Origin of the sequence: Gordonia tangerina (assembly GCF_021556435.1) — a bacterium.
Lineage (GTDB): Bacteria > Actinomycetota > Actinomycetes > Mycobacteriales > Mycobacteriaceae > Gordonia > Gordonia tangerina.
The window spans coordinates 64,814-84,308 of the sequence record NZ_JAKGCU010000002.1; the positions used below are offsets into that span (position 1 = coordinate 64,814).

General features: G+C 68.0%; 18 protein-coding genes. 1 reads left to right on the top strand and 17 read right to left on the bottom strand.

Features of this window, described 5'->3' with window-relative positions:
• Positions 1 to 10: 10 nt before the first annotated feature.
• The 16 genes from L1892_RS03505 to L1892_RS03580 form a co-directional block, all read right to left on the bottom strand.
• The gene (locus L1892_RS03505) at positions 11 to 2,023 is read right to left on the bottom strand and encodes a primosomal protein N' (protein WP_494516547.1); all 2,013 of its coding nucleotides are present in this window, start codon (positions 2,021 to 2,023) and stop codon (positions 11 to 13) included.
• 13 nt (positions 2,024 to 2,036) lie between these two features.
• Complete coding sequence (gene metK, locus L1892_RS03510; protein WP_235722069.1) at positions 2,037 to 3,248, bottom strand: methionine adenosyltransferase; 1,212 nt, start codon at positions 3,246 to 3,248, stop codon at positions 2,037 to 2,039.
• A gap of 155 nt (positions 3,249 to 3,403) precedes the next feature.
• Positions 3,404 to 4,678: a bifunctional phosphopantothenoylcysteine decarboxylase/phosphopantothenate--cysteine ligase CoaBC gene (gene coaBC, locus L1892_RS03515; protein ID WP_235722070.1), complete on the bottom strand. Its 1,275-nt coding sequence runs from the start codon at positions 4,676 to 4,678 to the stop codon at positions 3,404 to 3,406.
• A 17-nt stretch (positions 4,679 to 4,695) separates the two neighbouring features.
• Entirely contained in the window at positions 4,696 to 4,995 is a 300-nt protein-coding gene (gene rpoZ / locus L1892_RS03520) for a DNA-directed RNA polymerase subunit omega (protein WP_235722071.1), read from the bottom strand.
• 76 nt (positions 4,996 to 5,071) lie between these two features.
• Complete coding sequence (gene gmk / locus L1892_RS03525; RefSeq protein ID WP_235722072.1) at positions 5,072 to 5,740, bottom strand: guanylate kinase; 669 nt, start codon at positions 5,738 to 5,740, stop codon at positions 5,072 to 5,074.
• 42 nt (positions 5,741 to 5,782) lie between these two features.
• Entirely contained in the window at positions 5,783 to 6,097 is a 315-nt protein-coding gene (mihF, locus tag L1892_RS03530) for an integration host factor, actinobacterial type (RefSeq protein WP_160902413.1), read from the bottom strand.
• Positions 6,098 to 6,575: 478 nt separating this feature from the next.
• On the bottom strand, positions 6,576 to 7,412 hold the full coding sequence (pyrF, locus tag L1892_RS03535) for an orotidine-5'-phosphate decarboxylase (protein ID WP_235722073.1): 837 nt from the start codon (positions 7,410 to 7,412) through the stop codon (positions 6,576 to 6,578).
• Positions 7,409 to 10,741 carry a carbamoyl-phosphate synthase large subunit gene (gene carB, locus L1892_RS03540; RefSeq protein WP_235722074.1) on the bottom strand — a complete coding sequence of 1,111 codons (3,333 nt, stop codon included), beginning with the start codon at positions 10,739 to 10,741 and terminating at the stop codon, positions 7,409 to 7,411. The genes pyrF and carB overlap by 4 nt, the downstream gene beginning before the upstream one ends.
• On the bottom strand, positions 10,741 to 11,919 hold the full coding sequence (gene carA / locus L1892_RS03545) for a glutamine-hydrolyzing carbamoyl-phosphate synthase small subunit (protein ID WP_235722075.1): 1,179 nt from the start codon (positions 11,917 to 11,919) through the stop codon (positions 10,741 to 10,743). The genes carB and carA overlap by 1 nt, the downstream gene beginning before the upstream one ends.
• The gene (locus L1892_RS03550; RefSeq protein ID WP_235722076.1) at positions 11,916 to 12,464 is read right to left on the bottom strand and encodes a PH-like domain-containing protein; all 549 of its coding nucleotides are present in this window, start codon (positions 12,462 to 12,464) and stop codon (positions 11,916 to 11,918) included. The genes carA and L1892_RS03550 overlap by 4 nt, the downstream gene beginning before the upstream one ends.
• Positions 12,461 to 13,771, bottom strand: a complete 1,311-nt coding sequence (locus tag L1892_RS03555; protein WP_235722077.1) for a dihydroorotase — start codon at positions 13,769 to 13,771, stop codon at positions 12,461 to 12,463. The genes L1892_RS03550 and L1892_RS03555 overlap by 4 nt, the downstream gene beginning before the upstream one ends.
• Before the next feature lie 35 nt (positions 13,772 to 13,806).
• Positions 13,807 to 14,751 (bottom strand): aspartate carbamoyltransferase catalytic subunit, encoded by a 945-nt coding sequence (locus tag L1892_RS03560; RefSeq protein ID WP_235722078.1) that lies wholly within the window; start codon positions 14,749 to 14,751, stop codon positions 13,807 to 13,809.
• Positions 14,751 to 15,371 (bottom strand): bifunctional pyr operon transcriptional regulator/uracil phosphoribosyltransferase PyrR, encoded by a 621-nt coding sequence (gene pyrR, locus L1892_RS03565; RefSeq protein WP_235722079.1) that lies wholly within the window; start codon positions 15,369 to 15,371, stop codon positions 14,751 to 14,753. Before pyrR ends, L1892_RS03560 begins: the two co-directional genes overlap by 1 nt.
• 148 nt (positions 15,372 to 15,519) lie before the next feature.
• A complete protein-coding gene (gene nusB / locus L1892_RS03570; protein WP_235722080.1) occupies positions 15,520 to 15,987 on the bottom strand; it encodes a transcription antitermination factor NusB in 468 nt (155 codons plus the stop codon).
• 12 nt (positions 15,988 to 15,999) lie between these two features.
• Positions 16,000 to 16,563, bottom strand: a complete 564-nt coding sequence (gene efp, locus L1892_RS03575; RefSeq protein WP_235722081.1) for an elongation factor P — start codon at positions 16,561 to 16,563, stop codon at positions 16,000 to 16,002.
• Positions 16,564 to 16,600: 37 nt separating this feature from the next.
• Positions 16,601 to 17,725: a M24 family metallopeptidase gene (locus L1892_RS03580; RefSeq protein ID WP_235722082.1), complete on the bottom strand. Its 1,125-nt coding sequence runs from the start codon at positions 17,723 to 17,725 to the stop codon at positions 16,601 to 16,603.
• A 109-nt stretch (positions 17,726 to 17,834) separates the two neighbouring features.
• Between L1892_RS03580 and L1892_RS03585 the strand changes: the two genes are divergently transcribed.
• The gene (locus L1892_RS03585) at positions 17,835 to 18,326 is read left to right on the top strand and encodes a B-4DMT family transporter (protein WP_235722083.1); all 492 of its coding nucleotides are present in this window, start codon (positions 17,835 to 17,837) and stop codon (positions 18,324 to 18,326) included.
• Between the two features lie 45 nt (positions 18,327 to 18,371).
• Here the strand turns inward: L1892_RS03585 and aroB are convergent, their stop codons facing one another.
• Positions 18,372 to 19,493 (bottom strand): 3-dehydroquinate synthase, encoded by a 1,122-nt coding sequence (aroB, locus tag L1892_RS03590; RefSeq protein WP_235722084.1) that lies wholly within the window; start codon positions 19,491 to 19,493, stop codon positions 18,372 to 18,374.
• Positions 19,494 to 19,495 lie beyond the last annotated feature (2 nt).

A 19,495-nucleotide genomic window follows, 5' to 3' on the forward strand; every position in this document is an offset into this window, starting at 1 on the left:
ATGTCCGCGCTCATCCGATCGTAGGCGGATCGACCTGGACGCGGATCGGTCCGGTCTCGTGCTGGGCGTTGCGGTGGACCTGCGCGGCGGTCAACGCCGCACTCAACTGCCGGCCGTCGCGTCGCGGCACCCGCACCAGGATGCGTTCCACGGCTCCGTCGAACGCGTCGCCCGATCCGGCCGGCGGACGAACGCCGACGGGCAGCGGAACCGGACCGAGGAGTTCACCGGTCGGCGGCAGCACCATGGCGTCGACGAACGCCGACACCGTGTCCCGAGCCCCATCGACCGACGCCATGGTCACTGCGGGCGGGAAGCCCAGCTCGCCTCGTTGATTCAGTTCTTCGTCGGCGAAACCCACCGGGTCCCAACGAATCACCGCTTGCACCGGCGCCAGGCCCGCATCGGCGACGATGACGAGGCTGCCACCGTCGGTGTGTGATCGGACCATCGACCCGACCGCCATCCAGTGCCGGACCGCGTCCTCGGCGGCGCGCAGGTCCGCTCGGTCGAGTTGCGCCCAGGTGTCGAGCAGAATCGCCGCGCCGTACCCGCCGTCGGCGATCGGCTCGGCGCCCGGCGTCGCGACCACGATGCGGGCGCCGTCGGGCACCGTCGCGGCGATGTTCGCTCCACCCGAGGTGGTGATCGGCACGCCGGCAAAGGCACGACCGAGTTCCTCTGCGGTCCGTCCTGCTCCGGTGGTCAGCGCCCGCACCTGCGAACCGCCGCACTCCGCGCAGCGAAACGCCCGTTCGGCGCGCCCACACCAGCGACACGAGATCTGATCGCCTACGTCGAGTTGCAGGGGCCCGTGGCAGGCGCGACAACGCGCGTGCGCCCGACACCGCGCACACGCCAGCGACGGCACGTATCCGCGGCGCGGCACGCTGAACAACACCGGCCGGTCGGCGGCGACGGCCCGCCGAGCCGCATCGAAGGCGATACCCGGGATCCGGGCCGACCGGGCCAATGGATCGCCGGCGACCCGACGGTCCTCGGCGCTCAATGCCAACACGCGCGCGGTCCGCGCACGGACGGTGGTGCGGTCGGCGAGAAGATCGTGCGCCCAGCCGGCGGCCACCAGCGCATGGGCTTCGGTCGTGCGGGCCAGTCCCCCAACAACCAACGCGCTGCGCTGCTGATGGGAACGGATGACCGCGACCTCCCGCGGATGCGGATAGGGCGCGCGCGGCTCGTTGAGACTGTCATCGCCGTCGTCCCACACCACGAGCAGGCCGAGATCGTGTACCGGCGCGAAGATCGCGCTGCGGGTACCGAGCACCACGTCGGCCGCCCCGCGCCGGACCGCGAGCCAACGCCGGTACCGCGCGGTGGGCCCGAGTCCGGCGGCCAGTGTCACGCACCGGTCGCCGAACAGCGGTGCACAGACCCGTTCGAGCCGATCGAGATCCCGCTGATCGGGCACGACGATGATTGCTCCGCGGCCCGCCGCCGCGGTCACCGCGGCCAATTCGGCCAACCGCGTCGGCCAGTCCTCACCGGCGGTGGCCTGCCAGACCGCGCGAGGATGGCCGGCCGGCAGCAGGTCGATGAAGGACGGGGCGGCGGGGTATGCCTGCCATGCCGTCAGGTCCGGCACCGCTGCGACTGCACTCGCCGCATTCGGTGGGTCTTCTTTCTCGGTCCGGGCGTGCCGCGGCGGTACAGCCAGGCGCAGCACATCAGACAGTGTTCCCGCATACCGGTCGGCCACCGCCCGACAGACTCCGATCAGTGCCGGATCGAGAACCGGTTCGCCCGACACGACCCGCTCCAGCCAGCCGAGCCGACCGGTGTGGGCGGTCTCGTCGACCCGGTCGAGCAGGAAGCCGTCGATCAGTCTGCCCGAGAATCGCACGCGCACACGCACTCCCGGAGTCGCGACCTCATCCTGCTGTTCATCGATGAGGTAGTCGAACTCACGGTCGAGGTGCGCCAGTCCGAGCATCGGCAGCACTTTGCCGATCGGCTTGCGCGTTGCGGGCACCCGCGACCCGCCGCGGGCGGACACAGTGCTCAGACGATGCGGCAGCTCAGAGTCCGGCCGCAGCGCGGAGCTTTTCGGCGCGGTCCGTGCGCTCCCACGGCAGATCGACGTCGGTCCGTCCGAAGTGGCCGTAGGCCGCGGTCGGCGCGTAGATCGGGCGCAGCAGATCCAGGTCGCGGATGATCGCGAGCGGACGCAGATCGAACTCCTCGGAGATGACCTTCTCGATCACGGTCGGATCGACGCGCTCGGTGCCGAAGGTCTCCACGAACAGGCCGACGGGCGCGGCCTTGCCGATCGCGTAGGCGACCTGAACCTCGATCCGCCCGGCCAGACCGGCGGCGACCGCGTTCTTGGCCACCCACCGCATCGCATAGGCGGCGCTGCGGTCGACCTTCGACGGGTCCTTGCCGGAGAAGGCCCCGCCACCGTGGCGGGCCATGCCGCCATAGGTGTCGACGATGATCTTGCGGCCGGTGAGGCCGGCATCACCCATGGGCCCGCCGAGCACGAACTTGCCCGTCGGATTCACCAGCAGCCGCACCTCGGAGGTGTCCAGAGTCGGCAACGCCAACTCGGCGAGGACCGTGTCGACGACCTTGCTGCGGATGTCGGGGGTCAACATGTTGTCCAGATCGATGTCGGCCGCGTGCTGGGTGGACAGGACGACGGTGTCGAGCCGGACCGGCTTGTCCTTGTCGTATTCGATGGTGACCTGGGTTTTGCCGTCGGGCCGCAGGTATGGGAGCACGCCGGATTTACGGACCTCGGTGAGTCGGCGCGAGAGTCGGTGCGCCAGCGCGATGGGCACCGGCATGTACTCGGGCGTCTCGTCGGTCGCATAGCCGAACATCAGGCCCTGGTCGCCGGCTCCCTGGCTGTCGATCTCGTCCTCGGAGATACCGCTGCGGCTTTCGTGGGAGGTGAACACACCACCGGCGATATCCGGCGACTGGGCACCAATGGCGACGTTCACACCGCACGAGGCGCCATCGAAACCCTTGGTCGACGAGTCGTAGCCGATCTCGAGGATCTTGCTGCGCACGATGTCGGGGATGTCGACATAGGCACTCGTGGTGACCTCACCGGCGACATGAACCTGCCCGGTGGTGACCAGGGTCTCCACCGCCACCCGCGCGGTCGGATCCTTGGCCAGCATCGCGTCGAGGATCGAGTCACTGATTGCGTCGCAGATCTTGTCGGGATGCCCCTCGGTGACGGATTCGCTGGTGAACAGGCGTGACGCAGAGGTGGTCATCTGATCCTCTCAGGCTCTTTCCGGGCCCCGTCTCGGGCGCGTGTGCCGACGACGGGTGCCGTCGATTGTCTCTTCTGCCGAGCATTCTCGCAGCCCGGGAATCGCCCGGCTGTGAACGCGTTCCAACCTACACATCGGCTCCGACGGCCGTGCCGTCAGGCCACACCATCTCCTTCGGGCAGCAATGCCCGTACCTCGTCGAGGATTCGGCTCGACATCAACGTCTTGGACCCCAACGGCAGCGCCGTTTCGGTACCGGTGGCCGACAGCAGCCAGCCGGTGTTGTCCTCGGTGCCGAATGCCTTGCCTTCCCCCACCGCGTTCACCACCAACAGATCGCAGCCCTTGCGACGCAACTTGGCGCGCCCGTGATCGAGGACGCCGCCCGTTTCGTCTCCGGTCTCGGCGGCGAAGCCCACAATGACCGTCTCGGCCGGGATACGCCCGGCGGATCGGTCGGTGACGAGCCCGCGCAGGATGTCGGGGTTGGTGGTGAGCTCGATCGGCGCCGGTCCCGCATCGGTCTTCTTGATCTTCGACTCGGTGAACGCGACGGGCCGGAAGTCGGCGACAGCAGCCGCCATGATCACCACATCGGCCTCGGCAGCGCGTTTTGTCATCTCGTCGGCCAGTTGCTGCGCACTGGCCACACGGACGATGTCGACACCGGCAGGATCACCGGGGTCGGCCGTCGACCCCGCGACGACGGTGACGGTGGCGCCGCGTTGGGCTGCGGCACGCGCCAACGCGAAACCCTGCTTACCCGAACTGTGGTTGCCCAGGTAGCGCACCGGGTCGAGCGGCTCGCGGGTACCTCCGGCGCTGATCACCACCCGCACCCCGGCGAGGTCGTAGGGCAACGCGTCGGGACGGTCGAGCAGGAGTTCGCCGATCATCGCGATCTCCTGCGGATCGGGCAGTCGTCCACGACCACTGTCGGTACCGGTGAGCCGGCCCGACGCCGGTGTCATCACCGTGTTGCCGTGGGCGCGCAGGGTGGCGACATTGGCCTGGGTGGCCGGGTGCTCCCACATCTCGGTGTGCATCGCGGGCACGAACAGGACCGGACAGCGCACCGTGAGCAGTGAGGCCGTCAACAGGTCGTCGGCACGCCCCGACGCGGCGCGGGCCATCAGGTCGGCGGTGGCGGGTGCCACGATCACCAATTCGGCGCCCTGCCCGAGGCGGACATGGGCGACCTGGTCGACATCGTCGAAGACGTCGGTGGAGACCGGGTTACCCGACAGGGCCTCGAAGGTCGCCGCGCCGACGAACTTCAGCGCGGATTCGGTCGGCACGACGCGCACGTCGTGACCGGCCTCGGTGAAGTGCCGGATCACCGAGCAGACCTTGTAGGCGGCGATACCGCCGCCTACGCCGATGAGGACCCGACGGTGATTGCCGGGAGTGCTGGTGTGCGCCGTTGCCATCCCCGCGCCCGAGGCTCTTATTCGCCTTCGGTGTGCTCGAGGAGATCGGAGTGGATCTCCCGCATCGCGATCGACAGCGGCTTCTCCTGCAGGCCTGGCTCGACCAGCGGACCGACGTACTCCAGGATGCCGTCGCCGAGCTGGTTGTAGTAGTCGTTGATCTGCCGGGCACGCTTGGCCGCGTAGATCACCAGTGCGTACTTCGACGACGCGCGCTCGAGCAGCTCGTCGATGGGCGGGTTGGTGATGCCCAGCGGGGTGTCATAGGTCGGGGCGTCGGCAACTTCGGTCAGGTCGAAATTGGTGGGGGTGCTCACGCAAACTCCTGCATCACTGTGTGCTCTGGTGGCGCCGGCCTGCCGGGTTCGACAGGTGTCGGCGATGGAAACGTCTTCACGTCGACTGTCGGGTGGACGACGGCGCCGGGCTCGACCCATCGACTCGTGACGGATCAGTTGTTGAATCGTCGGACCCGACCAGCAAGGATACCAACTCCGAGGCCACCTGGTCGACTTCGTGGTTCACCAGGACGTGATCGAACTCGTCCTGGGCGGCCATCTCGACCCGCGCGGTCTCCAACCGGCGCGCCACGGCGTCGGCCGATTCGGTCCCGCGTGCGGTCAACCGGGCAACCAGGTCGTCCCACGTCGGCGGCGCCAGGAACACACCGGTCGCCTCCGGAATCCGCCGCAACACATTGCGCGCCCCGACGAGGTCGACCTCCACCAACACGGGCACGCCACGCTCCATCGCCTCGATGACCGGCCGGCGCGGCGTACCCGAGCGCTGCAGTCCGCCGTGGATCTCCGCCCACTCCAGCAGCTCATCGTCGTCGATCATCCGGTCGAACTCGGCGCGGTCGACGAAATGGTAGTCACGTCCGGCTGTTTCTCCGGGGCGCGGTGCCCGGGTGGTGGCCGAGACACTGAAGAACAGTTCCGGTAGTAGCTGACGTACCCGGGAGACCACGGTCGACTTCCCCACGGCCGAGGGGCCGACCAGTACAACCAGTCGGCCCCTCGGGGGCGTGGATTGCGGCTCTCCCGGTGTCGGGCGGCTCACCGCCGAACCTGTGCCGTCATCACGCTCGTCTCGTTCACTCGGTCAGGAGCTGAACTTCTCGAGCAGCGCCTTGCGCTGACGATCGCCGAGGCCACGCAGGCGGCGGGTCGGGGCGATCTCGAGCTCGGTCATGATCTCCTGTGCCTTGACCTTGCCCACCTTGGGCAGTGCCTCCAGCAGCGCCGAGACCTTCATCTTGCCCAGGATCTCGTCGTTCTCGGCATCCTTGAGCACCTGCTCGAGGTTGGTGCCGCCGCGCTTCAAGCGCTCCTTGAGCTCGGCGCGGGCCCGCCGAGCGGCAGCTGCCTTCTCCAACGCGGCAGCGCGCTGCTCGTCTGTCAACTGCGGAAGGGCCACGGGTTCCTCCGTCTTTCTAGTCTTCGATTGGACTGTCATCAGTCGCGTGTTGCTCCTGATGGCGGTTGGTCGCCCACGCGACCATGGCGGTCGCCATGAGCGGGCCTGCCATCGCCGCGCAATGGTGCGGCGAAAGCGACCGTACCCACGTGAGCAGGCATTTGCGAGTGCCACCCCCTGCGCAACCGTCGGAACGGCATGCTGTAGCGCCACTGCCCCACGAACCTAACGTATGACGCCGACACGTCACCCGGGCAAGCCCCTGACTACGCACTTTGCCTCGAAACCGCAGGTCAGGGCGTCACGGGCACGAGGAACGCTCACGTCGCCGCAATCGAACCGCAAATTGGCCCCCTGCCTGCGGTGATACCTGTGTGACGAGAGTGACGATCGCGGATTTCCTGCTTTCGGTGTCGCGGTCGCGCGTGTCGCGGCGAGATCGATCGGGTCGCGACCATGTCGGCTCGCCGCAGGGCTGTCAGCCCAGGGCGGTCTCCACCGCGTCCCGGGTGTGACAGAACGCGTCGCGCAAGGCGTCGACATCGGGTCCCGAACGCAAAACACCGCGGCTGCTCGCGGGAACCAGCCAGCGGGTGTCGGCGCTGGCGAAGACCTCCGGCAGGTCCCCGGGGGTGGCGCCCTGGGCGCCCAGCCCAGGCGCGAGGATCGGTCCGTGCAGCCCGGACAGATCTAGTCCGTGCGCCCTGGTGGCGCCGACGACGAGCCCTACCGATCCGCTGCCGTCCGTGTTCTCGGCGGCGGCCGCATCGACCACGGTCTGCCCCACCGCGCGGCCGCCTGCGTCGGCGAGCTGGATTTCGGCGCCATCCGGATTGGAGGTGCGCGCCAGCACGAAGGCACACCGCTGCGCGGCACTCGCCGCGTCCAGGGCGGGTCTCAGCGCCCCGAAACCCAGATACGGCGAGACTGTCACGGCGTCGGCACACAGCGGCGAGCGGTCCTCGAGCCAGGCGTCGGCGTAGGCGGCCATGGTGGTCCCGATGTCGCCACGCTTGGCGTCGGCCAACACCAGCGCACCGGCTTCTCGACAGTCCCGGATCACTCGTTCGAGCACCGTGAAACCGGCCGCCCCGAACACCTCGAAGAACGCGACCTGAGGTTTGACGACCGCAGCCACCGGCGCGAGCGCTGCCACACAGATATCGGCGAATCGCTCGAGCCCGGTGGCAGAGACCGGCAGTCCCCACTGCTCGAGCAGCTCGGTGTGCGGATCGATCCCGGCGCACAGCCGTCCGCGCTGCTCGACCGCCGCGCGATGGCGCGACGCATAGCCGTGGGGTGCCGACGTGGTCATCGGTTCACCAGCACCGCGTGCCGTCGTTGCAGCGACTGCACGCCCATCTGACCGTTGATCGCGGCCTCGATGCCCTGCACCGCGGCGCTCGCGCCCTGCACCGTGGTGATGCAGGGGATGTTCACCGAGACCGCGGCACTTCGGATCTCATAGCCGTCCACCCGCGGACCGGAGTTGCCGTAAGGGGTGTTGATCACCATCGCGACCTCACCGGCCCGGATGATGTCGACGATGGTCTGCACATCGTCGGCGGCCTCGTAGTGTTTGCGGACGGTTCGGCACTCGATTCCGTTGCGCCGCAGGACGTCTGCGGTGCCCTCGGTGGCCAGGATGTCGAAGCCGAGATCGGCCAGGTGTTTCACCGGGAAGATGAGCGCCCGCTTGTCCTTGTTGGCCACCGAGACAAAGATCGCACCACCGGTGGGCAGCGATCCGTAGGCGGCGGTCTGCGATTTGGCGAACGCCTGACCGAAGTCGGCGTCGATGCCCATCACCTCGCCGGTCGATTTCATCTCGGGGCTCAGCAGCGAGTCGACCCCGCTGCCGTCGTGGCGGCGGAACCGGTTGAACGGCAGCACCGCCTCTTTGACCGAGATCGGCGCGTGCACGGGCGCCTCGCCCCCGTCGCCGGTGGCGGGTAGCACCCGCTGGGTGCGGAGTTCGGCGATCGTCTCCCCCATCATCACCCGCGCGCATGCCTTGGCCAACGGCACGGCAGTGGCCTTGGACACGAACGGCACGGTGCGACTCGCCCGGGGATTGGCCTCGAGCACATAGAGGATGTCGTCTTTGAGTGCGTACTGCACGTTGAGCAGCCCGCGCACCCCGATGCCCTTGGCCAGCGCCTCGGTGGAGGCCCGGACCATGGCCAGATCGGACCGACCGAGGGTCACCGGCGGCAGCGCACACGCCGAGTCACCGGAGTGGATGCCCGCCTCCTCGATGTGTTCCATCACGCCGCCGATGTAGACCTCGTTGCCGTCGCACAACGCGTCGACGTCGATCTCGACCGCGTCCTCGAGGAAGCGGTCGACGAGCACCGGATGGTCCTCGGTCAACTCGGTGGCACGGGAGATGTAGTCCTCCAGGGACTTCTCGTCGTAGACGATCTCCATGCCGCGCCCGCCGAGTACGTAGGAGGGCCGGACCAACACCGGGTAGCCGATCCGCGCCGCCGTAGCGCGGGCCTCGTCGAAGCTGATGGCGGTGCCGAAGGCCGGTGCGGGCAGGCCGGCGGCGGTGAGTACCTTGCCGAACTCGCCACGGTCCTCGGCGAGGTCGATCGCCTCCGGGCTGGTGCCGACGATCGGGACGCCCGCGGCCGCGAGCCGGTGGGCAAGTCCCAGCGGCGTCTGTCCGCCGAGTTGGACGATCACGCCGGCCACGGTGCCCGATTCGGACTCGGCCCGATACACCTCGAGGACGTCCTCGAAGGTCAGCGGCTCGAAGTAGAGTCGGTCGGCGGTGTCGTAGTCGGTGGACACCGTCTCCGGATTGCAGTTGACCATGACCGTCTCGTAGCCCGCCTCCGACAGGGTCAGCGCGGCATGCACACACGAATAGTCGAACTCGATGCCCTGACCGATGCGGTTGGGACCCGAACCGAGGATCAACACTTTGGGCCGGTCCGGCTGGGGTGCAACCTCACTCGTGGCAGACGGGTCGAGCTCGTAGGTCGAGTAGTGATAGGGCGTTTTCGCCTCGAACTCCGCCGCACACGTGTCGACCGTCTTGTAGACCGGATGCACACCCAGCCCCAGGCGATGGCTCCGCACCGCCGACTCGTCGGCGAAATCCCTTCGCAGCGCGGCGATCTGCCGATCCGAGAAGCCGTTGCTCTTGGCCTGGCGCAGCAAGGATTCGTCGAGGGTGTCGGCATCACGGATGTCGGCACCGAGTGCGGCGATGCCGCCGATCTCGGCGAGGAACCACGGGTCGATGGCGGTCGCCTCATACAGCTGTTCGACACTCGCACCGGCCTCGAACGCCAGCATCAGCCCGTAGAGTCGCCCGTCCCTGGGTGTTTTGAGCGACTCCAGCAGGGCGTCGAGGTCCAGGGTGGCCGGGTCGGGGCGATTGGGCTCGGTCCAGAAGCCGGCGGCCTTGGTCTCCAACGAGCGCATCACCTTGCCGAGTGACTCGGCAAAGCTGCGGCCCAGGCTCATCGCCTCGCCCACCGACTTCATCGTGGTGGTGAGCGTGTCGTCGGCGCCGGGGAACTTCTCGAAGGCGAACCGCGGCGCCTTGACCACGACATAGTCGAGAGTCGGCTCGAAGCAGGCCGGGGTCTCCTTGGTGATGTCGTTGACGATCTCGTCGAGGCTGTAGCCGATGGCGAGTTTTGCCGCGATCTTGGCGATCGGGAAACCGGTCGCCTTGGATGCCAGCGCCGACGACCGCGACACGCGTGGGTTCATCTCGATGACGACCAGCCGTCCGTCGCGGGGGTCCTGCGCGAACTGGATGTTGCAGCCACCGGTGTCCACGCCGACCTCACGCAGGATCGCGATCGAGAGGTCCCGCATGATCTGGTATTCGCGGTCGGTCAGCGTCATTGCCGGTGCGACGGTCACCGAGTCACCGGTGTGCACACCGACCGGGTCCACGTTCTCGATCGAGCAGACCACCACGACATTGTCGCGGTTGTCGCGCATCAACTCGAGTTCGTATTCCTTCCACCCGAGGATCGACTCCTCGATGAGGACATTCGCGGTGGGTGAGGCCGCGAGGCCGCCGCCGGCGATCCGCTCGAGATCGTTGCGGTCATAGGCCATACCGGAGCCGAGTCCGCCCATGGTGAATGACGGCCGCACCACCACCGGGTAACCGAGATCCTCGACCGTGGCGTACACCTCGTCCATGGTGTGACAGACGCATGACCGTGCGCTCTCGCCGCCGACCTGGGCGACGATGTCCTTGAACATCTGGCGGTCCTCGCCGCGCTGGATGGCGTCGAAGTCGGCGCCGATCAGTTCGATGCCGTACTTCTCCAACGACCCGCGGTCGTGCAGTGCGACAGCGGTGTTCAGCGCGGTCTGACCACCGAGGGTGGCCAGCACCGCGTCGATCGGATGCCCGGCGTCGCGTTCGGCCTCGATCACCTTCTCGACATATTCGGCGGTGATCGGTTCGATGTAGGTGGCGTCGGCGAACTCCGGGTCGGTCATGATGGTCGCCGGGTTGGAGTTCACCAGACTGACCCGCAGCCCCTCGGCCTTGAGCACGCGGCAGGCCTGGGTACCGGAGTAGTCGAACTCGCACGCCTGACCGATGACGATCGGTCCGGAGCCGATGACGAGTACGTGGGAGATGTCTTCGCGGCGTGGCATCAGGCGCTCGTTCCTCGTGCACGGTCACCCTCGAGGAGGGTGACGAATTTGTCGAACAGGTAGGCGGCGTCGTGCGGCCCGGCCGCCGCCTCCGGGTGGTACTGAACCGAGAATGCTTGTCCGGACAGGAGTTCCACACCTTCGACGGTGCCGTCGTTGGCGCAGACGTGGCTCACCCGGGCGCGCCCGAAGTCGGTGTCGAATTCCTCGCCGGCCTCACCTTCGAGGGCGAACCCGTGATTCTGTGCGGTGATCGACACCGTGCCCGTGGCGTGGTCGATGACCGGAATGTTGATACCCCGGTGGCCGAACTTCATCTTGTAGGTGCTACGCCCCAGGGCGCGTCCGAGGATCTGGTTGCCGAAGCAGATGCCGAACAGCGGCAGGCCCTCCCCCAGGACGCCTCGGGTGAGCTCGACGGCGGTGTCCGCGGTGGCCGGGTCCCCCGGCCCGTTGGACAGGAACACCCCGTCCGGGTTGAGCGCGGTGACCGCATCGATCCCCGAGTTCGCCGGCAGGACGTGCACCCGCACGCCCCGCTGCGCGAACATCCGGGGAGTGTTCGTCTTGATCCCCAGATCGATGGCGGCGACGGTGAACCGAGCCTGGCCGTCGGCCGACGCGGGGCTCACCTCGTATGCCGCCGCGGTGGTCACCTCGCCGGCGAGGTCGGCACCGGTCATCGGCGGTTGATTGCGCACCCGTGCGACGAGCTCGTCGTCGGAGGCCAGTGCGGGCCCAGAGAACACCCCGGCCCGCATCGACCCGTGGTCGCGCAGGATGCGCACGACGGTGCGGGTGTCGATGCCGGCGATTCCCACCACCTGCTGGCGACGCAGCTCGTCCTCCAGGGAGGTGGTCGCGCGCCAGTTCGACACCCGTCGGGTGGGGTTGCGGATCACGTAGCCGGCCACCCAGATCTTGCCGGAATCGCCGGTGGCCGAATCGCTGCCGGCGCTGCCGGTGCTCTCCCCGTCCTCGTCGTTCCACCCGGTGTTGCCGATCTGCGGCGCCGTGGCGACCACGATCTGCCGGTGATAGCTCGGATCGGTGAGGGTCTCCTGGTAGCCCGTCATCGCGGTGCAGAACACCGCCTCACCCAGGGTCTCGCCGACGGCGCCGTAAGGCAGCCCGCGGAACACCTGTCCGTTCTCCAGCACGAGAACTGCTGTGCTCATTGATCATTCCCCTGTTCGGCTTGGTCTGACCCGGTCTGATCGGGGGCGCCCGCAGCATCGGCGAACTCACTCACCCACCCCGGGTAGATGGTCTTGTCGTCGGCCCGGACACCGGAGTCGACCGCGGTCCCGCTGGGCAACAGCCACCGGATCACCAGCACACCGTCGGCGGTCATCACCTTGCCGGCCAGCCCTCGTTCGGTGCGGACGGCGGTGATCGACTCGCGCGGAATCCAGATCTCGGAGGCCCCTTGCCGATCGACCAGGATTCCCTGCGGGTACGCCGAGATCGATGCGGCCGCACGGTCGCCGAAGTCCCCGACGGCGACGCGGTCCTGCCAACTCGGCGCGAGGGTGCTGCCCACATACAGGCCGGTGTCCGGACCGCGGAGCGGGGCGGGCAGATCGGCCGGCACCGGCGGCGGTGTGCCGATCGCCTCGGCCTGCCGCCGACCACGATTGCGCCAGCCGCGCAGGGCCAGGGCCACCAGGCCGAGCCACACCACGATCACGACGACGACCACCACGACCTCGAGACCGCTCACCGGGTGACCTCGCCGTCACGCGCGGTCACCACACCGCGCAACACTGTCGCGGTGACCGTCGCGGGCATGGTCATCGCCGCATACGGCGTGTTGCGCGACAGACTCGCGAGTTCGTCCGGGCGTACCACCCAGGAACGGTCCGGATCGACAAGGGTGAGCGATCCGGGCTCTCCGACCTCGATCGGGCGGCCCTGATCGGCGAGCCCGACGATCTGCGCCGGGCGTTCGCTCATCACCCGAGCAACCCCGCGCCAGTCAAGCAGACCGGGGTTCACCATGGTGTCGACGACGATCGGCAGCGCGGTCTCCAGACCCAGCATGCCGGGACGGGCCTGGGCGAACTCGCAGGCCTTCTCCTGTGCGGCATGCGGCGCGTGATCGGTGGCCACACAGTCGATCACGCCGTCGGCCAGGGCGCGGCGGAGTGCGTCGTTGTCGCGGGTCTCGCGCACCGGCGGGTTCACCTTGTTCACCGGGTCGTACGTGGCCAGTCGGGAATCGTCGAGCAACAGGTGATGTGGGGTGACCTCCGCGCTGATCGCGATGCCCTGCTCCCGTGCCCACCGGAGCAGTTCGACAGTGCCTTCGGTCGAGGCATGGCAGATGTGCACCCGGGTCCCGGCATCGCGGGCGAGCAGTGCGTCGCGGATGACGATGGACTCCTCGGCGGCGCGCGGCCATCCCGTCAGACCCAGCCGGGCGGCCGTCGGACCTTCGTGCGCGACCGCGCCCACGGTGAGCCTCGGCTCCTCGGCGTGCTGCGCGATCAGGACATCGAGGCTCTTCGCGTACTCCAACGCGCGGCGCATCAGCAGCGGGTCGTCGACGCACTTACCGTCGTCGCTGAACATGCGCACCCCGGCCGCTCCGGCGGCCATCATACCCATCTCGGCGAGCTGCTTGCCGGCGAGGCCGACCGTGACCGCCCCCACCGGATGCACATCCACGAGGCCGATGTCGCGGCCGGTGCGCCAAACGTTGTCGGTGATCGTGGAGTTGTCGGCGACTGGGTCGGTGTTGGCCATGGCGAACACCGCGGTGTAGCCGCCGAGCGCGGCGGCGGCCGAGCCCGTGCGAATGGTCTCGGTGTCTTCGCGGCCCGGCTCACGCAGATGGGTGTGCAGGTCGACAAAACCCGGGAGCAGGATCGCGCCGCCACCGTCGATCCGGTCGGCGGCGTCGGGTGTGGACAGGTCGGCGCCGATCTGCGCGATCGAACCGTCCACGACCAGGACGTCGACCGGGTCGCCCTCGCCGTAGGGACGGACATCGGCGATCAGTACCGATCCGGTTGCCGGGATGCTCATTGCGCCGTCTCCACTGACTGCGATCTCCTCATCACTCAAGTTCCTGGGTTCTCCGTGCCGACGAGCAGTCGGAACAGCACCGCCATCCGCACATGCACGCCGTTGCGCACCTGCTCCAGCACGGTCGCCCGCGGCGAGTCGGCCACCGAGTAGCCGATCTCCATACCGCGCAACATCGGCCCGGGGTGCAGCACCACCGCGTGGTCGTCGAGCAGAGCCAGACGTCGGTCGTTGAGTCCGTAGCGGACGGAGTACTCGCGTGAACTCGGGAAGAACCCGCCGTTCATCCGCTCCGCCTGGACGCGCAGCATCATCACTGCGTCGAGCGTGGGTAGTTCACCGTCGAGGTGGTGGGACACCGTCACCGGCCACTGATCGACACCGACGGGCAGCAGCGTCTGCGGTGCGATCAGCACCACCTCGGCACCCAGGGTGGCCAGCAGGTGCGCGTTGGAACGAGCCACCCGCGAATGTAAGACGTCGCCGACGATGCCGATCCGACGGCCGTCGAGCGAACCGAGTCGCTGCCGCAACGTCAGGGCATCGAGCAGGGCCTGCGTCGGGTGTTCATGGGTGCCGTCGCCGGCGTTGATCACTGCCGGTCCCGCACCGTCCTCATCGGCGGTCCACGCCGCGATCTGATGGGCCGCGCCCGACGCGGGATGTCGCACGATCAGCGCATCGGCGCCCGCGGCATGCAGGGTCTTGACCGTGTCGCGCAGCGACTCACCCTTGCCGGCCGAACTGCTCGAGGCGCTCACGTTGATGACGTCGGCGCTCATCCACTTTCCGGCCACCTCGAACGACACCCGGGTACGCGTGGAGTTCTCGTAGAACACCGTCATCACGGTGCGACCCCGCAGGGTCGGGAGCTTACGCACCTCACGTCCGGTGAGGGCCTGTTCGAATCGCTCGGCCTCGTCGAGCAATTCGGTCGCTTCGTCGCGCGACAGATCCTGCGTGGTCAGCAGGTGACGCATCAGATCCCACCCCCGGTGTGCGGGGTCGGCTGCGACCCTGCTGCGCTCAGCACGACCTCGTCGACACCGTCGTGCTCCTCGAGATGCACGGACACGTTCTCGTCGCGGGAGGTGGGGATGTTCTTGCCGACGTAGTCGGCGCGCAGCGGCAACTCACGATGCCCTCGGTCCACCAGCACCGCGAGCTGTACCGCGGCCGGACGTCCGAGATCACGCAACGCGTCCAAAGCGGCGCGGACGGTACGACCGGAATAGAGCACGTCGTCGACCAGGATCACGATGGCGTTGTCCACCCCGCCGGCCGGGACGACGGTCCGTTCGAGCGGTCGATGCGGTTTGGCGCGCAGATCGTCGCGGTAGAGCGTGATGTCGAGGTAACCGACCGGGACGTCGGTGCCGGCGAACTCATTGATCCGGGCGGCCAGCCGAGAGGCGAGATAGGTGCCGCGGGTGGGAATCCCGATGATGACGACATGTGGGCTGCTGGATGAGTCGAGCGCCGTCTTCTCGATGATCTCGTGCGCGACCCGGGCGATTGTGCGCGAGACATCGGAATCGTCGAGCAGAACCCGGCCGGGGGGCCGGGAACCATCGGTTGGTGGTGCACCGTCTGTCGACATGACCAAGCCGACCTCCTTCTCCGCCTCGCGGGACGGATCGTTAAAGGATGTCTGTCCCGAAGGACTCTACACCGGCCCACCTCGCACGAACGAGGCAACGCGATGTGGGCTTCGTCAATATGTCGCCGAGCCTGCAGGCAACCGAGGCTCAGTCCCGGCGGGGCGGCTCCTCGGCCGCGGCGGCCGCGCGCACCTGAGGCGCGAGGTCGGCGATCTGGGCCAGCACCCCGTTGACGAACGCGGGCGAGTCATCGGTGGACAGCTCCTTGGCCAATTCCACCGCCTCGTCGACGATCACAATCGGGTCGACGTCGGTCGCGTGGAACAACTCCCATGTCGCCAGGCGCAATATGGCCCTATCGACCGCCGGTAGCCGCTGCAGGGTCCAGCCCTTCAGGTGTGAGGAGACCACCGCGTCCACCTGCGGCAGATCGGCGGCCAACCCGTCGATGACGGTAGCGGTGTAGTCGTGGATCGTCCCCACGCTCTCGTCCTCGCGCACATACTCGCGGCGTTCTGCCACGAGTTGTGTCGCGCTGACCTTCTTGGCCTCCGCCTCGAACAGCAGGTCGACTGCGCGGCGGCGGGCCTTGTGTCGAGTACCGGGTTGTTTCACGGGTCGGACGGCTCAGGCGTTGACGCGACCGAGGTAGCTGCCGTCGCGCGAGTCGACCTTCAGCTTGTCGCCGGTGTTGATGAACAGGGGCACCTGGATCTCGGCACCGGTCTCCATGGTCGCGGGCTTGGTGCCGCCGGTGGAACGATCGCCCTGCAGGCCCGGATCGGTCTGCTGCACGAGCAACTCGACGGTGACCGGCAGTTCCACGAACAGCGGGTTGCCCTCGTGCACGGACACCTGAACGGTCATGTTCTCGAGCAGGAAACGCGCGGAATCGCCCATCGTGGCCGGCGAGATCGAGATCTGCTCGAAATCCTGGGCGTCCATGAACACGAAGTCGGTGCCGTCGTTGTACAGGTAGGTCATGTCCCGGCGATCGACGGTCGCGGTCTCCACCTTCACGCCGGCGTTGAATGTCTTGTCGACGATCTTGCCCGACATCACGTTCTTGATCTTGGTGCGCACGAAAGCCGGCCCCTTGCCGGGCTTGACGTGCTGGAACTCCTGGATCTGCCAAAGCTGATCGTCCATGCGGAGTACGAGGCCGTTCTTGAAGTCGGCGGTGGTCGCCATGCGGTGTTCTTCCCTTGCAGTCGTCGATGAATGACCGTCAGATGACGGTGAACGTCTTGTCGGTGGCGGTCAGCAGTTCCGGTGCATCGTCGGTGACGACCAACGTGTCCTCGATCCTGACGCCACCTCGGCCGGGGAGGTAGACGCCGGGCTCCACGGTCACCGCCGCGCCGCATGGCAGTGTACCCGTCGCCAGCGCGCCGATTCCCGGCGCTTCGTGGATCTGCAGTCCGACGCCATGACCGAGCCCGTGCACGTAGTGCTCGGCGTGCCCCGCATCGGCGATCACCGACCGCGCCGCGGCATCGACATCGCGCAGGTCTGCGTCCGGCCGTAACGCCGCACGACCGGCTGCCTGTGCGCGTGCGACCAGGTCGTAGATCTCGCGTTGCCAGTCGGAGGCGCGTCCGAGCACGTAGGTGCGCGTCATGTCCGAGTGGTAGCCACCGACCACCGCGCCGAAGTCGATCTTGACGAAGTCGCCGTCGGCGAGCACGTCCTGGGTCGGCCGATGGTGCGGGATCGCCGAGTTCGGCCCGGCCGCGACGATGGTCTCGAACGCGATGTCATCGGCGCCGAGTGCGTACATCTCCCACTCGAGAGACCGGGCCACCTCGCGTTCGGTGGCACCCACGTGGATCACACCCCGTTCGATGATGGTCGCCAACGCCTTGTCGCCGATGGTGCAGGCCGCCCGCAGCAGCTCGATCTCGCCGGCGTCCTTGACGATGCGCAGTCGCTGCACCGCTCCGGTGTGCGCGACCAACTCCGGCACCACCCCGTTGTCGTCGTCGAGCGCGTCGACCAGGGCGTCGTGGGCTGCGACCGTGACCGCGTCGGCTTCGAACCCGACGGTGACAGCGCCTGCGGCGCGTGCCCGGCGGGCGAGTTCGGTGAGACAGTCGCGGGCGATGATCGCCTCGAGATCACCGGACTGCTCGGCCACCTGGGTGCGGTAGCGGCCGTCGGTAGAGATCCGGTCGGCCTCGGGCGAGGCACCGATGAGCAGTGCGGCGTTGGAGCCGGTGAACCCGGTCAGGTAGCGGACATTGATCAGATCGCTGACCACGAACGCATCCACCGGACGGTCCGATCCGGCGAGTTGGTCACGAAAGCGGTCGCGGCGGGCCCGATAGTCGCTGGTCATGGCTGTGGCGGACATCCCTTCACGCTACCGCGCGCCACTCGCGGTCCCGGTGGGACCGCCGCGCCCACGCCGGTTGGACGGGATGTGTTTTCGAACACGTTCCACGTTGCGTACCCTGTCCGCTATGTCTTCGTGGTTGCCGCGCGGTCTGGTGATGACCGCCGTACACGTCATAGCCCGTGTGCTTCTCGGTGTGGCGGTGGTCAATGCACCGCTGCACACCACCGTGTGGAAGACCATCGCCATCGCAGCCGTGGTGCTCGTCGCGCTGGTGTGGGGCGGGTTCGACGGTGTCGCCGACGCTCGCGCCAACCCGGACCCCGACGACTACGCGGACCTGACCGTGCGGTGGCTGCAGGCGGGCCTGCTCGCCGGTGTCGCGTCCGGCGTGATCGGCTGGTTCCTCGGTCGGTTCGTGTTCGCCGGTATCGGCGAGGCCAGCCTGTTCATCGAGGTGATCGCCGGCGGGTCGTTCACCGCACTACTGGTGTTCGTACCGGCCTTCATGGGTGCGGCGGTCGGCCGCTGGCTCGTCCGTCGCGACCAGCGCAAGACCGCGGCCGACGACGACTGGTCGGTTCACCCGGATCGCGATCCGGAGCACGCGGCGAGCTGAGCCATCAGCACGCTCGGGGCCACCCCGCCCTGAGGAAACAAGGCGTCAGAGCAGGACGCCGCCGGATGCCGGGGCCTCACCGGCGATCGCAGAGTACGCCGCGGCGATGAGGCCCGGGTCGGGTCCTTCGAGCCGGCCCGGTTTGGCGAGACCGTCGAGGACGACGAAGCGCAACACCCCCGAACGGTTCTTCTTGTCTCCCGACATGGTCTCCAGCAGGTCCGGCAGCGCGTCCGGACCGTAGGTCGTCGGCAGACCCACCAGATCCAGCACCGACCGGTGGCGGTCGGCGGTCTCGTCGTCGAGACGGCCGGCGAGCCGGGCGAGCTCGGCGGCGAACACCAGACCCACCGACACCGCGGCGCCGTGGCGCCAGCGATAACGCTCGCGACGCTCGATGGCATGACCCAGGGTGTGTCCGTAGTTAAGGATCTCGCGCAGCGACGACTCCTTCAGATCGGCAGAGACGACGTCGGCCTTCACCTGCACCGAGCGTCGGATCAGCTCGGGCAGTACCGGACCACTGGTGTCGACGGCGGCACCGGGGTCGGCCTCGATGAGGTCGAGGATCACCGGGTCGGCGATGAAGCCGGTCTTGATGACCTCGGCGAGGCCGGCGACCACCTCATTGTGCGGGACGGTCTCCAGGGTTGCGGTGTCGATCAACACCGCGTCGGGCTCGTGGAACGAACCCACCAGGTTCTTGCCGGCATCGGTGTTGATGCCGGTCTTACCGCCCACCGCCGCATCGACCATCGCCAGCAGAGTTGTCGGGATGTGGATCACGCCGATGCCGCGCATCCAGGTGGCCGCGACGAAACCGGCCAGATCGGTGGCCGCTCCCCCACCCAGGCTGATCACCTTGTCGTTGCGTTTGAGGCCGATCCGTCCGAAGACATCCCAGCAGAACGCCGCCACCGACAGGTCTTTGCCCGCTTCCGCGTCCGGGATCTCCACCCGGTGGGCGTCGAATCCTTTGTCCGCCAAAAAAGCCCGGACCTGTTCGGCGGTCTGGGCCAACGTGGGCTGATACAGGATCGCGATCCGGTCGGCCCCGGTGGCGGCGAGGCCGACGTCGTCGAGCAGGCCGCGGCCGATGATCACGTCATAGGGTGATCCGGCGTTCACGGTGATCGCCGTCGGTTCGGTCGTGTGGTCCCCACTCATGA

Bases quoted from the DNA above. Each gene is read 5' to 3' on its own strand.
- pyrR (WP_235722079.1), bottom strand. From the start codon at position 15,371: ATGTCGACAGACGGTGCACCACCAACCGATGGTTCCCGGCCCCCCGGC.
- L1892_RS03580 (WP_235722082.1), bottom strand. From the start codon at position 17,725: ATGTCCGCCACAGCCATGACCAGCGACTATCGGGCCCGCCGCGACCGC.
- coaBC (WP_235722070.1), bottom strand. From the start codon at position 4,678: ATGGCAACGGCGCACACCAGCACTCCCGGCAATCACCGTCGGGTCCTC.
- aroB (WP_235722084.1), bottom strand. From the start codon at position 19,493: ATGAGTGGGGACCACACGACCGAACCGACGGCGATCACCGTGAACGCC.
- metK (WP_235722069.1), bottom strand. From the start codon at position 3,248: ATGACCACCTCTGCGTCACGCCTGTTCACCAGCGAATCCGTCACCGAG.
- efp (WP_235722081.1), bottom strand. From the start codon at position 16,563: ATGGCGACCACCGCCGACTTCAAGAACGGCCTCGTACTCCGCATGGAC.
- L1892_RS03585 (WP_235722083.1), top strand. From the start codon at position 17,835: ATGTCTTCGTGGTTGCCGCGCGGTCTGGTGATGACCGCCGTACACGTC.
- carA (WP_235722075.1), bottom strand. From the start codon at position 11,919: ATGAGCACAGCAGTTCTCGTGCTGGAGAACGGACAGGTGTTCCGCGGG.
- L1892_RS03560 (WP_235722078.1), bottom strand. From the start codon at position 14,751: ATGCGTCACCTGCTGACCACGCAGGATCTGTCGCGCGACGAAGCGACC.
- L1892_RS03555 (WP_235722077.1), bottom strand. From the start codon at position 13,771: ATGAGCATCCCGGCAACCGGATCGGTACTGATCGCCGATGTCCGTCCC.
- pyrF (WP_235722073.1), bottom strand. From the start codon at position 7,412: ATGACCACGTCGGCACCCCACGGCTATGCGTCGCGCCATCGCGCGGCG.
- carB (WP_235722074.1), bottom strand. From the start codon at position 10,741: ATGCCACGCCGCGAAGACATCTCCCACGTACTCGTCATCGGCTCCGGA.